The sequence below is a fragment of the Bacillota bacterium LX-D genome (assembly GCA_031628995.1).
Classification (GTDB): domain Bacteria; phylum Bacillota; class DUOV01; order DUOV01; family Zhaonellaceae; genus JAVLUO01.
The window spans coordinates 25,144-46,953 of sequence record JAVLUO010000010.1 but is presented as its reverse complement, the minus strand read 5'-3'; the positions used below and the strand labels follow the sequence as shown (position 1 = coordinate 46,953).

At 40.8% G+C, this 21,810-nt stretch carries 16 protein-coding genes and 1 riboswitch; of the genes, 12 read left to right on the top strand and 4 right to left on the bottom strand.

All coding sequences use genetic code 11. The annotated features are described in order from the left end of the window. Nucleotides 1-103: 103 nt before the first annotated feature. The 10 genes from RDV78_09060 (at nt 104) to asnB (ending at nt 14,239) form a co-directional block, all read left to right on the top strand. Nucleotides 104-1,474: a cytosine permease gene (locus tag RDV78_09060; protein MDS1030615.1), complete on the top strand. Its 1,371-nt coding sequence runs from the start codon at nt 104-106 to the stop codon at nt 1,472-1,474. Nucleotides 1,475-1,491: 17 nt separating this feature from the next. Then, nucleotides 1,492-2,229 carry an adenosylcobinamide-GDP ribazoletransferase gene (gene cobS / locus RDV78_09055; protein MDS1030614.1) on the top strand — a complete coding sequence of 246 codons (738 nt, stop codon included), beginning with the start codon at nt 1,492-1,494 and terminating at the stop codon, nt 2,227-2,229. A gap of 96 nt (nt 2,230-2,325) precedes the next feature. Next, nucleotides 2,326-3,396 (top strand): nicotinate-nucleotide--dimethylbenzimidazole phosphoribosyltransferase, encoded by a 1,071-nt coding sequence (gene cobT, locus RDV78_09050; GenBank protein ID MDS1030613.1) that lies wholly within the window; start codon nt 2,326-2,328, stop codon nt 3,394-3,396. Between the two features lie 15 nt (nt 3,397-3,411). Beyond that, a complete protein-coding gene (locus RDV78_09045) occupies nt 3,412-4,962 on the top strand; it encodes a DUF2284 domain-containing protein (protein MDS1030612.1) in 1,551 nt (516 codons plus the stop codon). Nucleotides 4,963-4,967: 5 nt separating this feature from the next. Continuing rightward, nucleotides 4,968-6,290: a B12 lower ligand biosynthesis radical SAM protein BzaD gene (gene bzaD / locus RDV78_09040; protein MDS1030611.1), complete on the top strand. Its 1,323-nt coding sequence runs from the start codon at nt 4,968-4,970 to the stop codon at nt 6,288-6,290. A gap of 1 nt (nt 6,291) precedes the next feature. Then, on the top strand, nt 6,292-7,788 hold the full coding sequence (locus RDV78_09035; GenBank protein ID MDS1030610.1) for a radical SAM protein: 1,497 nt from the start codon (nt 6,292-6,294) through the stop codon (nt 7,786-7,788). Between the two features lie 77 nt (nt 7,789-7,865). After that, a riboswitch (cobalamin riboswitch) is annotated at nt 7,866-8,050 on the top strand. Between the two features lie 180 nt (nt 8,051-8,230). Then, nucleotides 8,231-9,529 carry a phosphomethylpyrimidine synthase ThiC gene (gene thiC, locus RDV78_09030; GenBank protein ID MDS1030609.1) on the top strand — a complete coding sequence of 433 codons (1,299 nt, stop codon included), beginning with the start codon at nt 8,231-8,233 and terminating at the stop codon, nt 9,527-9,529. Nucleotides 9,530-9,563: 34 nt separating this feature from the next. Further along, entirely contained in the window at nt 9,564-10,856 is a 1,293-nt protein-coding gene (gene bzaB / locus RDV78_09025) for a B12 lower ligand biosynthesis ThiC-like protein BzaB (protein MDS1030608.1), read from the top strand. A 5-nt stretch (nt 10,857-10,861) separates the two neighbouring features. Beyond that, on the top strand, nt 10,862-12,259 hold the full coding sequence (gene purF / locus RDV78_09020; GenBank protein MDS1030607.1) for an amidophosphoribosyltransferase: 1,398 nt from the start codon (nt 10,862-10,864) through the stop codon (nt 12,257-12,259). Nucleotides 12,260-12,394: 135 nt separating this feature from the next. Beyond that, entirely contained in the window at nt 12,395-14,239 is a 1,845-nt protein-coding gene (gene asnB, locus RDV78_09015) for an asparagine synthase (glutamine-hydrolyzing) (GenBank protein MDS1030606.1), read from the top strand. A 33-nt stretch (nt 14,240-14,272) separates the two neighbouring features. Here the strand turns inward: asnB and uvrB are convergent, their stop codons facing one another. Beyond that, complete coding sequence (uvrB, locus tag RDV78_09010; protein ID MDS1030605.1) at nt 14,273-16,249, bottom strand: excinuclease ABC subunit UvrB; 1,977 nt, start codon at nt 16,247-16,249, stop codon at nt 14,273-14,275. A 20-nt stretch (nt 16,250-16,269) separates the two neighbouring features. Continuing rightward, complete coding sequence (locus RDV78_09005) at nt 16,270-17,526, bottom strand: DUF2225 domain-containing protein (GenBank protein MDS1030604.1); 1,257 nt, start codon at nt 17,524-17,526, stop codon at nt 16,270-16,272. Between the two features lie 204 nt (nt 17,527-17,730). Here RDV78_09005 and RDV78_09000 point away from each other — a divergent pair, with 204 nt between their 5' ends. Next, nucleotides 17,731-18,357, top strand: a complete 627-nt coding sequence (locus RDV78_09000; protein MDS1030603.1) for a DUF445 family protein — start codon at nt 17,731-17,733, stop codon at nt 18,355-18,357. 24 nt (nt 18,358-18,381) lie between these two features. Here RDV78_09000 and RDV78_08995 read toward each other — a convergent pair whose 3' ends face one another. Continuing rightward, nucleotides 18,382-19,932, bottom strand: a complete 1,551-nt coding sequence (locus RDV78_08995) for an L-lactate permease (protein MDS1030602.1) — start codon at nt 19,930-19,932, stop codon at nt 18,382-18,384. Nucleotides 19,933-20,111: 179 nt separating this feature from the next. On the opposite strand from RDV78_08995, the gene RDV78_08990 reads away from it, so the two are divergent. Continuing rightward, nucleotides 20,112-20,660: a DUF502 domain-containing protein gene (locus RDV78_08990; GenBank protein ID MDS1030601.1), complete on the top strand. Its 549-nt coding sequence runs from the start codon at nt 20,112-20,114 to the stop codon at nt 20,658-20,660. 53 nt (nt 20,661-20,713) lie between these two features. Here the strand turns inward: RDV78_08990 and RDV78_08985 are convergent, their stop codons facing one another. Then, nucleotides 20,714-21,799, bottom strand: a complete 1,086-nt coding sequence (locus tag RDV78_08985) for a hypothetical protein (GenBank protein MDS1030600.1) — start codon at nt 21,797-21,799, stop codon at nt 20,714-20,716. Nucleotides 21,800-21,810 lie beyond the last annotated feature (11 nt).

Sequence of the window (21,810 nt, the reverse complement as noted above, 5' to 3'; positions counted from 1 at the left end):
TGCTGCCTCGAGTAAAAGTTTAAGTGAGGATGAAGGTAAAGTCCACACCTATTATTAGGATGTGGACTTTTCTTTTTATTAAATAATTTAAGGAGGAAGAACAATGGAAATGGAAGAAAAATCCTACCAGGAAAATGTCTTGGAAGTTGAACCCTATGGAATTGAACCAATTCCCCAGAAGGAACGCCATGGCCACCCGAGGCAAATGTTTACTATTTGGTTTGCCATTAATTTAAACGTAGTCAGCTGGTTTACGGGCTTTTTAGGCATTGAATTTGGTTTGTCCTTAAAGTACGCCATTTTAGCAATTCTCATAGGCAATGTGTTCGGCGCTTTCTGTTTAGGAATGATCTCTACCCTAGGGCCAGAGTTAGGGCAGCCCCTAATTCCCGCTAGCAAAAAAGCCATGGGTAAAGCGGGCGTTTTTGGCTTATCCTTTTTAAGCCTAATTAATAATATTGGTTGGCTGGCTGTGAATCTAGTGCTGGCCATTATGGCTCTCCAAAAAATCGTCCCTTTAAGCTATCATCTTTCTCTTTTAGTTCTTACAGCTGCAACACTGTTAGTTGCTATTTATGGTTATAATTTTATTCACTCTTTTGCTCACTGGATGTCCATTATTGTCGGAGTGCTTTTTCTCATCATGTCTGTCATCACTGTCCAGAACTTGCCGGAAATTTTAGCTCAGGCCGGACCAAACACTGCTGGCGGTTTTAGTTTGGGTATGTTTATCCTCACAATTGCCGTAGCATTTTCCTATCAAATCAGCTATTGCCCCATTGGAGCAGACTATGCCCGCTATCTTCCTGCTAATACCTCTAAGAGGAAAATTCTAAACTTTTCCTTTTGGGGGGCTTGCTCTGTTTGCATTTGGCTGGAAATCCTAGGTGCTTTAACAGCAAGCTTAGGCATGCACACAGGTCCCATGGATTTCTTTGCCCAATTAATGGGTGCTTTTACTATCCCTGCTCTCATTACAATTATCCTTAGCATTTTACCTGTTAACGCCATGGCTATGTACAGCGGGGGCTTGGCAGCTTTAACTATGGGGCTGCCCCTCAAACGCTGGACATCAGCTCTTTTAATTGCCTGCTTAGGAGCTTTGTCCATATCTTTTGGCCACGGAGAATTATCTAGTATGTATGAAAATTTTTTACTTCTCCTCTCTTACTGGATCGCTCCCTGGGTAGGTGTAATCCTGTGTGATTTTTATTACCGTAAAGTACATCCTGAACTGCAAAATGTAACAATGGGTTGGCAAGGCGTTGGTGCCTTTATCTGCGGTGTAGCTGTTTCCATCCCCTTTATGAGTTCAGTCCTCTATACGGGCCCCTTGGCTACTTATTTAGGTGGAGCTGACATTAGTTATTTCTTAAGTCTATGCGTCAGTTCTCTGCTGTACTCGAGAGCATTAAAAACGAAAACCGCTTCCAGAACAGTGTCCGGTTCTTTGCCAATTAGCAACGAGAAGTAATAACGGAGGCATTACTTATGGAATTTTTAATTGCAGTCCAATTTTTAACAAAGTTTCCTATTACCATTACCAGACCCATAGACGAAAAAAATATTGCTAAAGCTATGTCCTATTTTTCCTTAGTGGGACTGCTTTTAGGAGGATGTTCCGCAGCTTTAAGGTATGGACTATCTTATTTGCTGCCCATTCCCGTCTGCAACCTTTTGGCCTTAGCTTTTTTAATTTTTAGTACGGGAAATTTACACTATGATGGCCTCATGGATACTGCTGATGGTCTTTTTAGCGGCAGGCCCAAGGAACGTATTTTAGAAATTATGAAAGACAGCAGAGTAGGCTCCAATGGAGTAACTGCAGGAGCACTAGCATTGCTGCTGAAATATGTGCTCCTTAGCCAAATACCTTTGGCAGGTCAGGGAATCGCTTTGGTACTGGCTTCTGCTTTGGGGCGCTGGTCCCAAGTATATGGAGCTGCCTTTTATAAATATGCCCGTTCCACCGGTACTGGCAGCTTTACCCAATATGTGGGCTATTGGCAACTCTTTTTTAACTCTTTTACAGTACTCTTTGCTGCTTTCTTTCTGCTGCATTATCTAAGTATCCTATTTTTACTGAGCATTTTGGCAGGTACTGCTTTTTTACAATGGTATGTCTGGAAAAAAATTGGCGGAATCACCGGAGATACTTTAGGTGCTGTTCATGAATGTATCGAAGTACTGTCCTTAATGGTGTTGTTAATTATCTTTACTAAGTTTTAACCAGCAAATTATACTTTATAATTATACTTTATATAAGAGGACATGTTTATGGTTTCAGTACATACATGTACTTCCTGAAAAAAGGAGGAAAAAGAAATGAATTCAGAATTGCAAAAATTTATTGCTGCTATTAAACCTGTAAGTACCCAATGGCGTAAAAAAGCTAAAAACTATCTAGATACCTTAGCCATTCCCCAGGGTAGTTTAGGAGAGCTGCTAGTTATAGCCGAACAGCTGGCGGCTATTCAAGAAACATTACAGCCTTCTGTCCATAAGAAAACTGTAATTACCATGGCAGGAGATCACGGCGTCGTAGAAGAAGGAGTAAGTGCTTTTCTGCAAGAAGTTACCCCTCAAATGGTTAATAATTTTATTATGGGTGGTGCCGCCATTAATGTTCTTTCCCAAGTAGCAGGAGCCCAAGTAGTTGTTGTGGATATGGGTGTGGCCGCAGATTTAAGCGGCCTTGCCCAGGAAGGCAAGATTATCTCCTGCCGGATTGCCCCGGGCACAAAAAATATGGCCAAAGAAGCTGCTATGACTAGGGAACAGGCTGAAGCAGCTTTGCTGACCGGCATTAAAATTGTCGGTCAACTGGTAGACCAAGGAGTTCAGTTAGTAGCTACAGGAGATATGGGCATTGGCAATACAACGCCTAGCACTGCCATTTTAGCTGCCCTCTTTGGACTTCCACCTCGTGAAGTTACAGGAAGAGGCACTGGAATTACAGACGAAGCCTTAGAAAATAAAGCCAGGGTAATTCAGCAAGCACTTGAAATAAATAAGCCTGATCCCAAAGACCCAGTAGATGTGCTGGCCAAAGTTGGAGGCTTTGAAATTGGAGGAATTGCTGGAGTCATTTTAGGAGCAGCTTATTATCGGATACCTGTTATCGTCGATGGATTTATTTCCACAGCCGGAGCACTGCTGGCTAAGACAATAGCCCCTAATTCCTTAGATTATATGATTGCTGCCCATCGTTCCAAGGAATACGGCCACAGCTTTATGCTGCAGGAGTTGGGACTAAGACCTTTGCTTAATTTAAACCTTCGCTTAGGAGAAGGGACAGGTGCAGCCCTAGCTATGAATATCGTAGAAGCAGCTGCCCAGGTAATTAATAAAATGCTTACTTTTGACGCTGCCGGAGTCACCACCCCAGAAATCTAAGAAGGATGTGGAATAATGAGCCCTTTGGCATTTTTACAAAATGACCCTCAAACAACTAATCCCCAATATTTGGAGGATTTAGCCACAGCCTACTGGTTTTCCGAGGCCCTTTTTACAGCAGTAGAATTAGATGTATTTACTGCTATGGAACCTAATGGAAAAAGCTTGGCAGAGCTTACTAAGCTCCTGAAATTAAATCAAGGTGCTTTAAAACGCTTCCTTAAGGCTCTTTGCTCCTTGGGACTACTTTTTGAATTTCAAGAAACTTATTTTAATACAAAAATTTCCCGTCAATATCTAGTCAAAACCAGCCAGGATTACCAAGGCGAAGCTATTCTCTGGCGTAAATACCTGACGGAGAATTGGCGAAGCCTTCAAGGCTGTTTGCAAGCCGGCAGAAGAGTGGTTTTTGCTCAGAATGACGAAGATCCTCAAGAATTGATTGATAGGATAAGGAAATATAGTCGTGCCATGAGCGCTGCTGCCCAAACTAAAGTTCAGGAAATGCTGCCTTTCTTTGCCCGGATTAATTTGTCAGGAAAAATTTTAGATGTAGGCTCTGGAGTAGGCACAGTTGCTAAAGGTTTTTTAGATCGTTTCCCCCAAACTGAGGCAACTTTACTAGACCTTCAGCAGGTACTGGACTATGGCCGGGAATTAGCTGGCGAAAAGTATGGAGCCAGGCTTAATTTCTATCCTGCCAATATTCTAGAGGATTGGCCTGTGGAGGATAATAGCTTTGATTTAGTCATACTATCTAACATTATTCACGCTTATTCCGAGGAAGAAATTCCTGAGCTGCTGCACAAAGCAGCAAAGTGCCTGAAAAGCAACGGTATCTTATTGATTCATGATTTCTTTGATGAGCACAACCCAGCTAAAGCAGCCCTCTTTGATTTGAATATGCTGACCAATACCTATAATGGCAGAGTATTTCCTGCCAGTTGGGTGAAAGAGGAATTAGCCAAGTTAAAACTTTACCAAACTGAGCTTCTATCTCCGGCCTCGGATACGGCCTTAATTGTGGCAGCCAAAGAGGAAAATATTTTAGAAAATCTTTGTTTAGACAAAAAAACTCAATTAGCTGCTAAAATTAAAACTTTAGGATTCCAACAGGCTTTGCCTATTCCTATAGAAGCAATCCATATACCAAACTGGACAGCTCTCCGCTGTCAGTTTGGCTGCAGCAGTTATGGGAAACCTCACTGTCCACCTAATAGCCCTACTGCGGAAAAAACCCGTCAAGTACTGGCGGATTATACTCAGTGTTTGCTATTACAAGGAGCTCCCCCTACTAATGAGTTTCAAAAGCTGGTGCTGCAAGCTGAAAAAACGGCATTTAAAGCCGGCTACCATAAAGCTCTTGCTTATTGGGCAGGGCCTTGCAGTATCTGTAACCAGTGTGCTGCTGACGGCATTTGCCATAACACTAAAAATGCCCGGCCTTCCATGGAAAGTTCAGGCATTGATGTTTTTACAACGGTCAGAAATGCAGGGCTTAGTTTAAAAACCTTAGCTGACCAAGATGATTTTATTAAATACTATGCTATTTTGTTACTGGAGTGAATAAAATGCGTGTACTTATGGTGCAAACCCCTTCTGTGGAAGGTTTTACCCAAGAAAAGGTATATCCCATCGGCATTGTAACTTTAGCTACCCATTTAAAAAGAGCCGGCCATGAAGTTGCTCTCTTAGATATGAATACTACTTTGGATCCTTATGGAGAACTAAAAGAGAAATTACTAGAGTACCAGCCTGAGGTTGTAGGCTTGTCCTTGCGCAATATTGATCCTTTGGCTAATAAAACCAGTTCCCTCCTCCCTCCTTTTATTGCCACAGTGCGTCTCATTGCCGCCCTGCTGCCTACGGCTCGGATCATTGCCGGAGGGACGGGTTTTTCCCTTTTTCCTGAACGGATTATGAATGAACTGCCGGAAATTCATTATGGCATCCGGGGAGAAGCAGAACATTCTTTCCCGGCCCTACTTGCTGCACTTGACAATCCCCCAGACATTAAGGGATTGTGTTTCCGCCAAGACAACAAGGTGCAGCTGAATCCTCCGGCCAGGGATTATGACTTAGAAGCTTATGTAGTGCCTAACCGTGAGCTATTATCGCCTAAGCTTTACGAGGGCATCAACAATTATGTTCCTACAATAGGCATTGAAACTAAAAGAGGCTGTCCTTTAAACTGCACCTACTGCGTTTATCATCAGCTGCAAGGGAAAAAAATGCGCTGTCGTCAGCCTTTGGAAGTAGTAGATGAATTAGAGTTTTTATATAAGAAATATGGAGTTACTAATTTTCATTTTAACGACCCTGTCATTAATATGCCTGCTGGGCATTTAGAAGCAATTTGCGAAGAAATAATCCGGCGGGAGTTACACATAACTTGGAGCGGCTTTTTCCGTGAAGACTGCTTAAACAAAAATAATATTCAACTTTTTGCCAAAGGAGGCTGCAACTGTTTTTCCTTTTCGCCAGATGGTCTTCATGAAGAAGCATTGGCTGTTTTAGGCAAAAATTTAAGCATCGATGATATTCTGCAAGCAGCAGCCTTGGCTGCCAGTACTGAGGTAGTTACTATGTACCATTTTATGGTCAATGTACCTGGGGAAAATCAAGAAACTATTAGGGAAAGTAAACAATTGCTCCATCGGCTTTATGAGCTGCACCGAACCCAAAGAAATCTCGGTACCATTGTCTTAAATAATATTCGCATTATGCCGGGAACCGCCATTGCCGCCAGAGCCGCAGAGGAAGGGTTAATTGGTCCCGAAACAGACCTGCTCTACCCTGTTTACTACAACCCTAAGCCCTATGAAACTTTGCGTTATGAACTGGAAACTTATCATTTATGGAACAATGTTTTTATGTGGCAGGAGGTAAAATAGAATGAAAATTCTTTTACTGGAACACCCTCGACAAACGGACCCAGGGCGCTGTAATGACATTGCCAATACTCCGCTTTCTTCCAGCCTAATTACAGGCTACAGCGCCGCCATGTTAGTTAGTCAAGGGCATGAAGTGAAAATAGTCGAAGGTTACCTGGAGAAATTAGCTTATGAGGAAATAGAGCAAAAAATAGCAGCCTTTCAGCCTGATCTCCTAGGGATTCATTTAGTCTATAACTGGGAAAATAATGTAAAGCTTTATACATTCTTGCAAAAAATTCAAAAGCAAGGATTGGTTGACACCATAGTAGCCTATGGTTATTATCCTACCTTTGCTTACAAAGAGATTTTGCACCACTGTCCGGCTATTGCCGCAGTAATTTTAGGAGAACCTGAGATTACCTTTGCCCAGTTAGCTGCTCAGCCCTTTACCAATGATAATTTTAAAAATATTCCCGGCCTTGCTTGGCAGGACGAAGAAGGTGCTTTCCATGGTCAGCGTCGGGAAGTAATTGCCGATTTAAATCAGCTGCCCTTCCCCTTACGGACTAAAGCAATGCTAAACATAGGAGAAGTAAATTTGGAAGGCAGCCGAGGCTGTTATGGAGGCTGTACTTTTTGCTACATTAACCCATACTATGGCTGCACCAAATGGCGAGGAAGAAGTCCTGAAAATATCGCCGCCGAAATTGATGAAGTTATTGCTAAATACCAGAAAAAGGACTTTTACTTTACTGACCCTAACTTTTTTGGTCCAGGGCAGCAAGGCCAGGAAAGAGCCCTAGTCTTAGCGGAGCTTTTGAAAGCACGAAAGATACATTTCGGCATTGAAGCTCGGGCTAATGACATTCGGGAGGAAACAATTGGGGCTTTAGTGGATGCTGGACTGCGCCATATTCTAATTGGCTTAGAAAGTGGGAAAGATGCTTCCCTCAAGCGTTTAAATAAAATGACTACCGTTGCCCAAAATGAAAATGCTCTAAGGATTTTACGTCACCATGGCATTGAGCCCAACGTCGGATTTATTATGTTTGAGCCAGACTCTTCTGTGGAAGATTTGCGCCTTAATTTTTCATTTCTCCAAAGAAACTCTTTGCTCAATAATTTAGCCATTACAGCTAATGTACTTTATCATCCCCAAATTATTTTGCAAGGTACTAAAGCCTATCAAGCATTACAGGAAGCAGGTAGATTGCAGTTACGCGCTACTACCTATGAAGGGATGACTTCTTTTCTCCATCCCCAGATTGCTAACTTTGCTCAAGCCATGAGCCAAATCACTAATTATTTATTTGTGCAAATGGATCCCATTTGGAGCGGCAGAAGACAGTCGCCAGAAAATGCCGGCAGCCGTTACTCTCAGATCAACAATTTGCTTGTGGCTAGCTTTGAAAAGATACTGCAAGATTTGGAAGCAGGTAAAGAATTGACAGATGATAAAGTGGCTGTTTTAGTAAATGATGCTCAAAGCAGAATAGCTGCTTTACTGGAAGATTGAAATAAAAAGCTAAATTTTATTGCTTTTTTAGAAAAAAAGTATTGACAAATAGTTTTAGAGAATATATATTACTTATATAATCAAATACGGTAATAGGTTCCCTTGGGAATAATAGGGAAGTCCGAAGTGGTTATCCCACAAACGGCACGGACCCGCCACTGTAGTCGGAGAGTTGTTTATGTCACTGGGCTCAGCCTGGGAAGGCATAAATGCGAGCTATGACCCGTTAGTCAGGAGACCTGCCTATTACTCTGAACCAGCCTTCGTGTGTAAAGGCGGTGAAGTTCGTAGATCATGGAAAAGTCTACAACTAATTTTAGTTGTGGACTTTTTTATTTTTCGAAAACTGCTTTAGCACTAAGCAAATTTCAATGGAAATGTATTTTAAAATTGTTGCCAATTATTTGCAAAATTACAAATATTCTGTGAGGAGGTAATTAAATTGACCCAAATTGAGAGTGCAGTACAAGGCATTATTACAGTTGAAATGGAACAAGTAGCGAAGGATGAAAATGTAAGCCCAGAATTTATTCGAGCAGGAGTGGCCGCAGGTACAATTGTTATTCCCTGTAATATTAACAGAACAAATCGTAAACCTACAGGTATTGGAGCAGGCCTAAGGACCAAAGTTAGCGCCAGTGTTGGCTTATATGGCTCAACTTGCGATCCCAATACAGAGTTGGCGAAAATTAAAGCCGCTGTCCACGCCAAAACAGATTCTATTATGGATTTAAGTGTCAGCGGAGATATAGATGCCATGCGGAAAGAATCACTCTTAGCCACCCCAACACCTGTAGGGACTCTCCCCCTCTACCAGGCCATGGCGGAAGCAGCTGCTAAATACGGTTCCTCCTTAGAAATGAAAGAAGAGGAACTTTTAGAAGTTATTGAACGCCAAGCTGCTGACGGAGTAGACTTTTTAGCTATGCACTGCGGCCTAACTAGAGAGGTTATGGAACTAGCAAAAAGTGAAGGCCGGGTAGATCCCTTAGTTAGCTATGGAGGTTCCCATTTAATTGGCTGGATGGTCCACACTGGTAAGGAAAATCCTCTTTATACCTATTATGATCGTATTTTGGAGATTTGCCGAAAATATGATGTGACCATAAGTTTAGCCGATGGAATGCGTCCCGGTGCTATTGCTGACTCCTTAGATTGGCCTCAAGTTAAAGAAATGTCTATCTTAGGGGATTTAGTCCGGAGGGCTAGAAAAGCAGGTGTCCAGATTATGGTTAAAGGTCCTGGTCATGTACCTGTTGATCAAATAAAGTCTACCATCAATTTACAAAAAACACTTTGTCAAGGAGCACCTTACTTTGTCTTTGGTCCTCTGGTAACTGATATTACCCCTGGTTATGACCACTATAATGCAGCCATTGGAGGAGCCCTTAGCGCTTGGTCCGGAGCAGATTTCATTTGTTATGTAACTGCTTCTGAGCACCTGGGCCTCCCCGATGTGGAAGAAGTCCATGAAGGTGTAATTATTGCCCGTATTGCTGCCCATGCCGGCGATGTAGCTAAGGGCGTGCCAGGAGCCGACCAGTGGGATTTAGCAATGTCTAAGGCTAGAAAATTATTGGATTGGAAAAAACAATTTGCCTTGGCTGTTGATCCGGAAAGAGCGGAAAAAATCTGGAAAGAGCGCAGCGGTGATTTTTCCTCGGAATGTACTATGTGTGGCAAATACTGTGCTATGAAAGTTGTTTCCGAGTTTTTACATACTGCCAAAGTAAGCTGTTAAATACAAAATCTATAGGAAAAGGAAGGTTATAACCATGACAACCCAAGTATTAGAAGCAAGAGCCGGTAATATAACAGAGGAAATGCAAAAAGTTGCAGAATATGAACAACTCCCTGTGGAATTTATCCAAGAAGGTATTGCCAAGGGAAGCATTGTCATCCCCATTAATCAAAATCGTAAAAAGTATAAAAAAATTAGGCCCTGTGGAATTGGCGCTGGTTTAACCGTTAAAATTAACGCCTTATATGGCACTTCCAGCGACAGGGATTCCTATGAATTTGAAGGTATAAAATTAAGGGCTGCTGAAGCAGCTGGCTGCAATTCCGTTATGGACTTAAGTACAGGCGGGGACATTGATGCCATGCGGAAGTTTTCTTTGGAAAATGCCAATGTTGCCGTAGGCTGCGTTCCTCTTTATCAAGCAGGAATTGAATCAATTGAAAAAAACGGCAATATTGTTAAAATGGATCCTGAGGATATTTTTGCCATAATTGAAAAACAAGCTGCCGATGGGATGGATTTTATGGCCGTTCATGCTGCCCTGAACATGACTGTCTTGGATCAATTGCAGAAAACCGGCCGTGTTACTGATGTTGTAAGCCGCGGAGGTTCATTTATGACAGGCTGGATGCTCCACAACGAAAAAGAAAACCCCCTCTATGAGCAATTTGACCGGGTCCTAGAGATTATGAAAAAATATGATGTAGTCTTAAGTGTTGGAGATGCTATTCGGCCTGGCTCCTTAGCTGATTCTCTAGACGCTGCCCAAATTGCCGGTTTAATCGTCGCCGGAGAATTAGTAAAAAGAGCTCAGGAAGCTGGAGTTCAAGTTATGGTTGAAGGTCCTGGACACGTTCCTCTCCATCATGTAGATACCACTATTTTGCTCCAAAAACGTTTATGTCACAATGCCCCCTATTATATCCTAGGGACTTTGGCCACAGATATTGCCCCTGGCTATGATCATCTTACAGCAGCTATCGGCGGAGCCTATGCCGGCTACGTAGGAGCAGATTTTCTCTGCTATGTAACACCTGCTGAACATTTAGGACTGCCTACTGACGAAGATGTTAAACAGGGTATTTTGGCCATTAAAATGGCTGCTCATGCCGTAAATATAGCTCGTAAGAAAACTAGTTCTCAAGCTAAAGATTTAGCAATGGCCCAGGCTAGAGTAGCCTTAGATTTTGACAAACAGCTCTCCTTTGCCATTGATCCTGAAAAAGCTCGGGCAATTAAAGCAAAACAACCTCAGCAAGACGGCTGTGCTATGTGCGGTACCAATTGCGCCAGTGATGTAGCTGCCAAATACTTTGGTATTGCTTAAAAACCATGATGGCCCCTAAGCAGATTGATGACAAACCTAAGGACGAATGTGGTGTCTTTGGTATTTACGCTCCTTTAGAAGATGTCTCCCGTCTCACCTATTACGGTTTATTGGCCCTTCAGCACCGGGGGCAGGAAAGTGCCGGCATTGCTGCTGCAGATGGAAAAAGTTTGCAGTTGCACAAAGGAATGGGTCTGGTGACAGATGTTTTTACGAAGGAAAAATTAGCTGATTTAAAGGGGGATTTTGCCATTGGCCATGTGCGTTATTCCACAACTGGTCAAAGCACATTGGCCAATGCTCAGCCCTTACTTTCTTCCTCCAGCACCCCAAATATAGCATTGGCCCATAATGGCAACCTGGTCAACAGCTTTAAACTGCGCAAGCGGTTAGCCACCAAAGGCGTTAAATTCGAAACGACTAGCGATAGCGAAGTTATCCTCAAATTATTAACCGGAACCGAGGCCCAGTTTTCACCAGAATTACTTGCCCAAGTATTTACCCAGGTCCAAGGAGCCTATTCGGTACTGGTTTTAACAGAAAACCAATTAGTTGGAGCCAGAGATCCTCATGGAGTAAGGCCATTATGCTTAGGAAAACTAAAGAGAGGCAGCTACGTCTTAGCCTCAGAATCGTGCGCTTTAGATACTATTGGTGCTCAGTTGATTAGAGATATCAAACCGGGAGAAATAATCCAAATTACCCAAAAAGGTCTCAGATCCATCAATATTTCTGCGGAACAACAGAGATTATGTGTCTTTGAATATATTTATTTAGCTAGACAGGATAGTAAAATCGATAACCAGCTTGTCAATGAAGTGCGCAGGTCTTTTGGCAAACAATTGGCACGGGAAGTTAACATTGATGTTGATTTGGTTATTGCAGTTCCTGAATCAGGTATTACTGCTGCCTTAGGTTTTGCAGAAGAAAAGCAGCTTCCCTTTCGGGAAGGCTTAGCCAAGAATCGCTATTTAGGGCGTACTTTTATTCAACCGAACCAAAGGCAAAGAGAAAGAGAAGTGCAGCTTAAATTAAACCCGGTGCCAGGTCTACTGGCAGGAAAAAAAGTTGCCATTGTAGATGATTCCATTGTCCGGGGCACAACTTGCTGCCAAATAGTCAAAATGTTAAGGAAAGCAGGTGCTAAGGAGGTACATTTTTTAGTTAGCTCCCCTCCCCTTCGATATCCCTGCTACTATGGAGTTGATGTTTCTTCCCAACAGCAGCTTATTGCTGCCAGAAAAAGTATTTCTGAAATTAAAAACCATATAGGAGCAGATAGTTTACACTACTTAAGTGTTGAAGGAATGCTTTTGGCTTTAAAAGATAATGGTCACAGAGTCTGTAAAGCTTGCTTTAACGGTGAATACCCTATTACAATTCCCGACACCTTATCCTGCTAGAATCAACATATTATAAACAGCCTCCAGGCTGTTTTTTTATTCCGTCTAAATCTTTCTGTCACACTTCTGTAATTCCAGTAATAGATTAATAACAAAAATACTTAACTTAGCTAAACAAAAGAGGGGGCTGCAAAGATGTGCGGTATTGCCGGTTGGATTAACTTAAAAGAAAATATTTCTACTGAATGTGCTGTAATTAATAAAATGGCTGATACTTTAAACAAAAGAGGGCCGGATCAAAGCGGCAGCTATTATTCAGAGCATGCTGTCTTCGGCCATAAAAGATTAGTGGTTATCGATCCTCAAGGTGGCTCTCAGCCTATGGTCAGAACCTTTAATGGAAAAAAATACGTTATTGTCTATAATGGAGAGCTGTACAACACAGAAGAACTCAGAAAGGAATTGCTGCAAAAAGGATTTCGGTTTCAAGCCTATTCCGACACAGAAGTGCTGCTCCTCTCTTATATTTATTGGGGAGAAGAATGTTTAAAATATCTGAACGGTATTTTTGCCTTCGCCATTTGGAATGAAACTGAGGAAAGTTTATTTATGGCTAGAGATCCTTTAGGCGTTAAGCCGCTGTTTTATACTACAACGGCTAATTCCCTAATTTTCGGCTCGGAAATTAAAGCATTGCTGGCACATCCTCAGGTTAAAACAGTGATCACTGAAGAAGGATTAACTGAATTATTGTCCCTGGGGCCAGCAAGGTCTTTAGGCAGCGGAATTTTTGCCAATATCCGAGAAATACCGCCGGCTTACTGGGCTGTCTATAATTCCCACGGGCTGCAGCTGCATCAATATTGGCAGCTGAACTGCTACGAACATAAGGAAGATTTAGGTACTACAGCAGAACATATTCGCTATCTTTTAGTTGATGCCATCGAAAGGCAGCTTGTTTCTGATGTTCCTCTTTGTACATTTTTATCAGGAGGTTTAGATTCCAGCGCAATTTCAGCAGTAGCCGCCGCAAAATTTAAAGAACAAGGGAAAGTATTATCAACTTACTCCCTAGAATATGAAGACAACCAGGCTTACTACCAGCCCAATGAATTTGAGCCAACTTCCGATGCAGAATGGGCTTGGGTCATGGCCCGTAGTATCGGCAGCAACCACCAGTCTGTAGTCTTAAATAATTATGACGTAGCTGCTGCTTTAGAAGCAGCAGTCCGGGCCCATGATCTCCCTGGCATGGCGGATATAGATTCTTCTCTATACCTCTTTTGTCGGGAAATACGGAAAAAAAACACTGTTAGCGTTTCCGGAGAATGCGCTGACGAAATATTTGGAGGCTACCCCTGGTACCGGCGGTCAGAGGACTTAAACTGCAACACATTTCCTTGGTCCAAATCAATTAATGAACGTAAACAATTATTGCATAAAAGTTTACAAAAGATTGACTTAGAAGGCTGCGTACAAGAACAATATGCCAAAACATTAGCCCAGGTGCCTGTACTCCCCAGCGACAGCCCTCAGGAGCAGCAAATGAAAAAATTGTTTTATCTCAATTTAAAATGGTTTATGATAACCCTATTAAATCGCAAAGACCGAATGAGCATGGCCAATAGCTTAGAAGTAAGGGTTCCTTTTGCAGACTACAGATTGGTGGAATATGCCTTTAATCTGCCTTCTGAACTAAAATTCCATGGGGGCCGGGAAAAAGGACTTTTGCGTTTAGCACTCCAAGGTATTTTACCTCCTGAAATAATTACCAGAAAAAAAAGTCCCTATCCCAAAACCCACCATCCTAAATATACAGAAGCAGTACAAAAAAGGCTGCTGCAAATTTTAGCAAATCCCTCTTCCCCTATTCTGGAACTAATTGATAAAGAATATGTTACCAAGCTAGCAGAAACTGGTGGTGCTGTCTACTCTAAACCTTGGTACGGACAATTAATGCGGGGACCTCAACTCTTAGCTTATTTAATTCAGCTAAATTTTTGGTTAGAAGAATATAACGTTACTATAAAGTTAACTTAAAGAATTAAACCGCAAGCTTGAAAGTTTGCGGTTTTACATTTTTGTTTTTAGTTCCATAATAGCATCCCTCAGCTGAGCTGCATCTTCAAATCTTAGTTCTCCAGCTGCCTGCTTCATTTCTTTTTCTAATTGGCCAATAAGCTTTTGTATATCCTTTTTAGACATTTTATCTGCTTTCTTACCAACTTTGTACTCAGCTTTGCTTTCAGCTGCATAAGTTACTTCCAGCAAATCCCGCACTGCCTTTTGTACTGTTTTCGGCGTAATACCATGTTTTTGATTAAATTCCATCTGGATGCTGCGGCGGCGGTTAGTTTCTTTAATAGCCTTATCCATGGAATCAGTAATGGTATCAGCGTACATAATCACTTTACCTTCTGCATTACGGGCTGCACGTCCAATAGTTTGGATTAAAGAACGCTCTGAGCGCAAAAATCCCTCTTTATCTGCATCTAAAATAGCTACTAGAGTTACTTCCGGTAAATCCAAGCCTTCCCGCAGCAAATTGATTCCAACTAAAACATCGAACTCTCCTAATCTCAAGTCCCGAATAATTTCCATCCGTTCAAGGGCACCGATTTCCGAATGGAGGTAACGGACTCGAATACCCATTTCTTTAAAATAATCTGTTAAATCCTCCGCCATTCTCTTAGTTAGGGTTGTGACTAGAACCCGCTGATCTTTCTTGACCCTAGCGGTAATTTCACCAAGTAAATCGTCAATTTGCCCTGCAATGGGCCGGACAATAATTTCCGGGTCTAATAACCCGGTGGGGCGAATAATTTGCTCTACAACCTGAGAACTGTGTTCAAACTCATAAGCCCCAGGAGTAGCAGAAACGTAGATTACTTGATTTACCCTTTCTTCGAACTCCTCAAATTTTAAAGGACGGTTGTCCAAAGCAGAGGGTAAGCGGAAACCATGTTCTACTAACATGGTTTTTCTAGAATAGTCACCTGCATACATTCCTCCTATCTGAGGTACGGTAACGTGGGATTCATCAATTATCAATAAATAATCGTCAGGGAAGTAATCAAACAATGTATAAGGAGGTTCCCCTGAAGACCTGCCTACTAAATGCCGTGAGTAATTCTCTATCCCCTGGCAGAAGCCAACTTCCCGCATCATTTCTAAATCGTAGCGAGTACGCTGTTCCAACCGCTGAGCCTCTAAAAGTTTATCTTGGGAACGAAGCTCTTCCAGCCGGCTTTCCAGCTCTGCTTCAATGGAAGCAATTGCCCGCAGGAGCTTTTCCTCTTCAGTTACATAGTGGCTGGCCGGGAAAATAGCTGCATGCTTTACTCTTCCTAAAATCTCTCCAGTCAGTGTATCTATTTCCAGGATACGTTCAATTTCATCGCCAAACATTTCGATGCGAATAGCTTTTTCAGAACTGGCGGCAGGAATAATTTCAATTACATCTCCCCTAACCCGGAAAGTACTGCGATGAAAATCATAATCATTACGGCTGTATTGAATATCAACTAATTTCCGTAAAATATGATCTCGGTCATACTCCTGCCCTTCCCGCAAAGAAAGCATTAATTCATTATAATCTTCTGGAGAACCTAAGCCATAAATACAGGAAACGCTGGCCACAATTATGACATCTTTCCGTTCAAAAAGGGAAGCTGTAGCTGAGTGCCGCAGCTTATCTATTTCTTCATTAACAGCACTATCTTTTTCAATATAGGTATCCGTCTGAGGTATATAAGCCTCAGGTTGATAATAATCGTAATAGCTAACAAAATATTCTACTGCATTTTCCGGAAAAAACTCTTTAAACTCGCTGCACAACTGAGCCGCCAAAGTTTTATTGGGAGCCATAATGAGCGTTGGTTTCTGTACAGCTTGAATCACATTGGCCATAGTAAAAGTTTTTCCGCTGCCGGTAACTCCTAAAAGGGTTTGGTGCTTACTATTATTTTGCAAACCTGCAACCAGCTTTGCAATTGCCTCTGGTTGGTCGCCTTGAGGGGTATAAGCAGATTTAATTTTAAAAGGAGGCATTTATTTCACCTACTTTAAGCTTAATTTTCTTGTTCTTCAAAATCGGCACTTTTTTTCAAAGCGTAAATCCGATCCTGGGCTTGACGGTTTAAAACGCTGTTTCCATTAGTACGATTAATAGCAGCATAAAAATGTTTCACTGCCATTTCCTTGTCATTATTAATTAAATAAAGTTCCCCTAAAATTAAACAGATCTGCTGCTCCTGTTCAGCAGTTAAATTCACTTTTGATTGTTGGTAATAAGCTTGATAGTAATAATCTAAAGCTTGTTTAGCTGCATAAGCAAACATTTCGCTATCCGAAACATCTTGATATAACCAAGATAAGCGCAGCCAAAGTTTAGCAAACTTAAAACTTTCTGCTTTCCCTAGCTCAGCAGCATGCAGTGCTAAGTAGTAAGAAGTGAACGCCTCATCAATAGTCCTAGGGTTAGAAAAAGAAATTGGTACATCCACCTTTAATGCCCCTTGGTTTTTCTGCAACAGCTTTTTAACTTTGGGAGGGATTCTTTCAAATTCAGCAGCAAAGTCCGCATAAGAGCAATGAGGGCAAATCCAAATAGCATACCACAAAGCTTCAAAGTTCTGATAACGTTTTCTAAAATCCAACTCTACTTTGGAAATCCTTAATTTTGGTGTCCTCACTACTTGAGCAGTAAATTCCTGCTGGCAAATGGGACAAGTAATTTTATTTTCCCGCAAATACTCCCGGTCTGTCAAAGGGGCAATTCTTCCATAAATTTTATGCCCTGGCGGGAAAAAATGGCTGCTTACAGGAACGGTCTCCTGAGTTGGAAGCTCTTCTGTTTCTGCTATTTTTTCCACAGCCTCTATCTTCAGTTCCCCCGTTTCAGCATTATCTACAACCTCGGCTATACTTAAACCTCTCGTTCCCTCTTGGTACTTAAGAAGTTCTTCCGTTAAATCTTTAATTGTTTGACAGAGAGACTGCATAATCCGCAGTGCCATATCTGGCTCCTGAACAATAAAAGCTAGAAAGTTGTCTTTCTCAATAGTCAGAGCAATGGTATTTTCTTTGGCTATAGCCAGTGCGAAGCGAGTTCCCGTACCTATTAAAGCCATTTCACCAAAAAAATCACCTGGTCCGAAATCAGCAATTTTGACTGGGTAGTCTTCCAGGGAATTTTTATGCATTTCCACTTTTCCGGAAAGGATAATATACATTTCCTTTCCCTCTTCTCCTTCGTAGAAAATATATTCTCCTTCGTTAAATTTTTTAATAACCCCAAATTTCTTTAATCGATCTAAGTCACTCAATTTTGGCCTCCAATGTTCTGTCTCTTCCTTATTATTCCATTACATCAATAATACCAATGCAATTTTCTTAGGTCAATGTCCAATATTATCAGCTAATTTGCAATAATTGACTTTGCCCTTGGTCAAAATAATACTATACTTGGTATATAGTATATTACATATTTCGATTCGATTTAACAAATTTATTTCCGAAAGGTTGAAATTATGTCCACACAAGACTTTCTAATTATTTTCGTTTTTCTGCCTCTCATTGGAGGTATTCATGGATACATTACCAATAAAGTGGCTTTACTATTGCTTTTCAGGCCTTATAACCCAATTAAAATACCTTTGCTGAACATAACTTTCCAAGGTTTAATTCCCAGCCGCCAGCCGGATTTGGCCCGTTCCATTGCCGATGTCATTGAAAATCGCTTATTATCGGCTGAGGATTTACTGGGTAAAGAAAAACTAACTTTAATTCTCGATAAGCTGCTGCCTAAAATTACGTATAATATAGAACTCCAAATAAAAAAGCGTCTGCCCTTTTTTGTCCCAGACGCTATCAAAATTATTATAATTGATTATATTCGTAAAATCATTGAGGAAGAAGCTGACCGCCTCAGCGCTAACATTGTTGATATTACGAAAGATGCTCTGCAAAATTCCTTTAAAATTGCAGAAATTGTAGAAAAGAAATTAAATGAATTTCCATCCTCGGAACTGGAAGTTATTGCCCATGAAGTAGCCCATCGAGAACTAAAAAATATTGAAAAACTGGGCTTTATAATGGGTATTTTAATCGGTATTGTTCAAGGTTTCTTTTTATTGCTGCTGGGTTACACTATTTGATAACTATAGATAAATTTAAGCAACTTAGGCCCAAAGCTGAGTTAACAAAGCTGCAAAGCCTGTTAAAAAAATTGAAATCAGGAAAGTTGTTTTAATTACCTTATTTTCAATGCCCATTGCATCTATAGTAGCAGCAGCATTTTGCAGCTTAGCCGGGGAAATCACACTGGCTAAGCCGCCGCCAATAGCTGTGCCCGCTGAAATAATAATGGGGCTTAAGTGCAAAAGGGCAGCTGTATTAAAATTATATTTCGTAAACATAGCAATTGTAGATGCCTCGCTGCCGGTAATAAATCCTCCCAAGAGCCCTAAGTAGCCTGCTACAAGGGGATAAAAGCTTTGGAAAAAGTCAGCAGAACTAGAAGCTAGAATATAAATCATATTTTTAGTGCCATCAAAAAGCTGCCAACCTCCAGGAGTGACAGTAAAGCCGGAATTGTTCATTACATAGGCAATAGCAAAAAAGACAGCTGCGGAAAATACAGGTTTAGGAGCTCTCACCATTGTTTTGCCTAACGAACTAAAGACCTGTTTGGGGGAAGCTTTTAAAATGGGAATAGAGATAATGGTACTAAGCACAATCCAAGTATAAGCATTCCACAAAACTCGAGTTTTAATTGGCTGGCCAGGAATTATTTCTACCGGCATACTCATTGTTTTATAGAAAAAGTCAAACAAACTAGGAGTAAAATTAATTACCATTGTAGAAGCAATTAAGATCAGCCAAGGGGATAATGCTCTGTATAAGGGCATATCTTTTTCAGTTTGTAAATCAAGTTCATTTAAGCAAGTGCGGTCTATCACCTTTTGGCCAAAAACTTTCAGGTAGACAGCCATAACTAAAATGGTCATGATGCCAGCAATAGCTCCTGTTAAAACCACAGCTCCAATTTTATTCATGCAAATTGCTGTAAGACCAATAACGATTCCTGTTATAATAGCTGGAACAAGCCCTTTTTTCACTTCTTTCAGCCCTCCTACCAGCCATAACATACTTAGAGCTAAAAGTGTGGAAATAAGGGGCAAGTATTTAGCAAAGATTAGTCCGGCTTCCGGCAGGCTGATTTTAGCCATGTCGGAAAAAACTACGATGGGGGCACCTAATAAGGAAAATGTACATAACGCATCAAATCCTAAAGCCGGTAAGGCTACAGCAATAAAAGTTGAGTAGCCCATTGCCACTAAAATAGGCGGTAAAATAGAAACAGGTGTAGCACCTACAGATACTAACAAAGTACCGATGCCCATATTCACCATCATGATTTGGACAGCTCTATTGGAACAAGCTAATGTTTTAACAAAAACAACAACTCTTTTTAAGGCACCAACAGACTCCATGTAACTTATTTGCCAAATTGAAGTTAGCACAACTAAGGCCACAGGCAAACTACTTAGTAAACCAGCCAAAGTGGATTTCCAGACAATCTCCACAGAGGTATGAAAAAAATAAATGGCTATTAAGCTGGCGGCAAGCCAACTTACAAAGCCACTTAGGTTTACTGATTTGTTTAAAACAAGCATAAATACCAGAATAAGTAAAATCGGTGCAAAAGACATAAAGACAGAAAACAACATTCCTACTATCCTCCCATACTACCCTAATTTAATTATGGAATACCTATATTCAACGGCTGCTGCTAAAAACCTTTTAAAGGTATAAAAATATCTTTAAAGTGCAAATAAGCATATAAAATTACAAATTAGGTCATGATACGATTATTGTGTTAGCCAAACTTTAGAAAAGGAGACAAAAAATGAAGAAATTATTTCGTCATTTACTTTCCGGTTTAGCACTGGTGGTTCCATTTTTTCTAACTATTTATATTGCCTATCTTGTTTTTAAAATTGGCGATGCTGCCTTTGGTAATTTACTGCGCCGCTTCTTACCCATTTATATACCTGGGTTAGGTTTTATCTTGCTGGTTATTTTCCTGATTATTGTTGGTTTCCTGGGGAACCGGATTATTATCAAAGCACTTTTTAACTTTATCGACAAGATTTTTTCCAAGCTGCCCCTTTTAGGCATGGTTTATCAAACAATTAAAACTACGATTCAAAACATTTTAGGTGAAAAAAAGGCCTTGGACAATCCTGTTTATATAAGTTTAGGCATGGGAAAAATAATTGGTTTTAAAACAAATGAAATTGTCTTAAACGGAGAAAAGCTGGCTGTTGTTTATGTACCTTTATCTTTACAAATGGCAGGCCATTTGGTGTACATACCATTAGATTTAGTTCATCCCTGTGAACTTCCCTCGGAAGAAGTCTTCCAGTTAATTTTAAGTGCAGGCATTTCCAGATAAAGGTTTAAAATCCCAAGGGGCTTACTAAAGCAGTCTCTTGGGATTTTTAATCCTTAGGCTAAGGGTTTAAAATCCTTTTGTTCCAGGGTACTTGCTTTAGAGAGGATCGTTTCTTGTAACTTTTCTAAAAGAGTAAAATCCATAGCTTTGGAGTAATAGCTTTCCAATTTTTCATTAGTTTTTTGCACTTCGGCTAAGCATTTAACTGCCTGAGCTACAGTCAAGTCAAATTCCAGACGCACTTTTTGAGCTTCCTCATTGCCGCCTTGTAGAAACTGCTGCAAATCGATAATTCTATCTCCCGATCTGTTATTCAGCATATAGGAACTATTGATGCAGACAATTGCGATACTCAATTGATTTAATAAAACAAGTTCGATGGCTTCTGGGTCGTAGGCTCCATGGAAAGCTTCAACTTGGTATCCTTGCTTAATAGCTTCTCCTATTATTTTCTTAATGATTATATCTTTGCCTGTTCCCGGGTCGCTTTTAATGATATACCTACGGCTGCAGTGGGCAGTAATGTTGTCAATATAATCAACTAATCCCTTTGCAGTCAGCCCATTAACAAATAGATGTTTAATCTGGGGCTGAGGATGGGCAAAAATCTCCCCTAACAACTTTTCTGAAAGATCTTTGATTTGGTTAATATCTACATTGCTTTGGTTAATGGAGCTTAAATTGTCGTAAATTTCCTTAGCTGTTTCTAGGTACTGGGTAGCTTTTTGCAAATTAGCTTCCCTCTGATTAAAATTGTCCACTATTTCTTCCAGGTGGGCATGAAGCTTTTCTGCCTCCCATAAGTCACCCAAATTAATAATTTCTTCTACTACTCCTGGATATAAAGGATCTACAGTATGAGGCGGGCTGCCGTCAATTATGGCTAGTTTTAGTTCACTGACAATAACTCCCTCAAAAGCATCCTGATCTGTACTGCTGCTTAAAAGGTCTATATTATAGCCTTTTTCCATCATGATCATTCCAACATGATAAATTAACGTTGATTTGCCCGTACCGGGGGGTCCTTTTAAAATAAATACTTTTTTCAAACCTTTAACTAATTCGGGTAGGTAAGTACAGTACCCTTTTGGAGAGTATGTACCAGCAAATACATAGCGTACTCTGCCGCGTTGGTGCACTCACCTCAACT

Bases quoted from the DNA above. Each gene is read 5' to 3' on its own strand.
- RDV78_09060 (MDS1030615.1), top strand. From the start codon at position 104: ATGGAAATGGAAGAAAAATCCTACCAGGAAAATGTCTTGGAAGTTGAA.
- cobS (MDS1030614.1), top strand. From the start codon at position 1,492: ATGGAATTTTTAATTGCAGTCCAATTTTTAACAAAGTTTCCTATTACC.
- cobT (MDS1030613.1), top strand. From the start codon at position 2,326: ATGAATTCAGAATTGCAAAAATTTATTGCTGCTATTAAACCTGTAAGT.
- RDV78_09045 (MDS1030612.1), top strand. From the start codon at position 3,412: ATGAGCCCTTTGGCATTTTTACAAAATGACCCTCAAACAACTAATCCC.
- bzaD (MDS1030611.1), top strand. From the start codon at position 4,968: ATGCGTGTACTTATGGTGCAAACCCCTTCTGTGGAAGGTTTTACCCAA.
- RDV78_09035 (MDS1030610.1), top strand. From the start codon at position 6,292: ATGAAAATTCTTTTACTGGAACACCCTCGACAAACGGACCCAGGGCGC.
- bzaB (MDS1030608.1), top strand. From the start codon at position 9,564: ATGACAACCCAAGTATTAGAAGCAAGAGCCGGTAATATAACAGAGGAA.
- purF (MDS1030607.1), top strand. From the start codon at position 10,862: ATGATGGCCCCTAAGCAGATTGATGACAAACCTAAGGACGAATGTGGT.
- asnB (MDS1030606.1), top strand. From the start codon at position 12,395: ATGTGCGGTATTGCCGGTTGGATTAACTTAAAAGAAAATATTTCTACT.
- uvrB (MDS1030605.1), bottom strand. From the start codon at position 16,249: ATGCCTCCTTTTAAAATTAAATCTGCTTATACCCCTCAAGGCGACCAA.
- RDV78_09000 (MDS1030603.1), top strand. From the start codon at position 17,731: ATGTCCACACAAGACTTTCTAATTATTTTCGTTTTTCTGCCTCTCATT.
- RDV78_08995 (MDS1030602.1), bottom strand. From the start codon at position 19,932: ATGTTGTTTTCTGTCTTTATGTCTTTTGCACCGATTTTACTTATTCTG.
- RDV78_08990 (MDS1030601.1), top strand. From the start codon at position 20,112: ATGAAGAAATTATTTCGTCATTTACTTTCCGGTTTAGCACTGGTGGTT.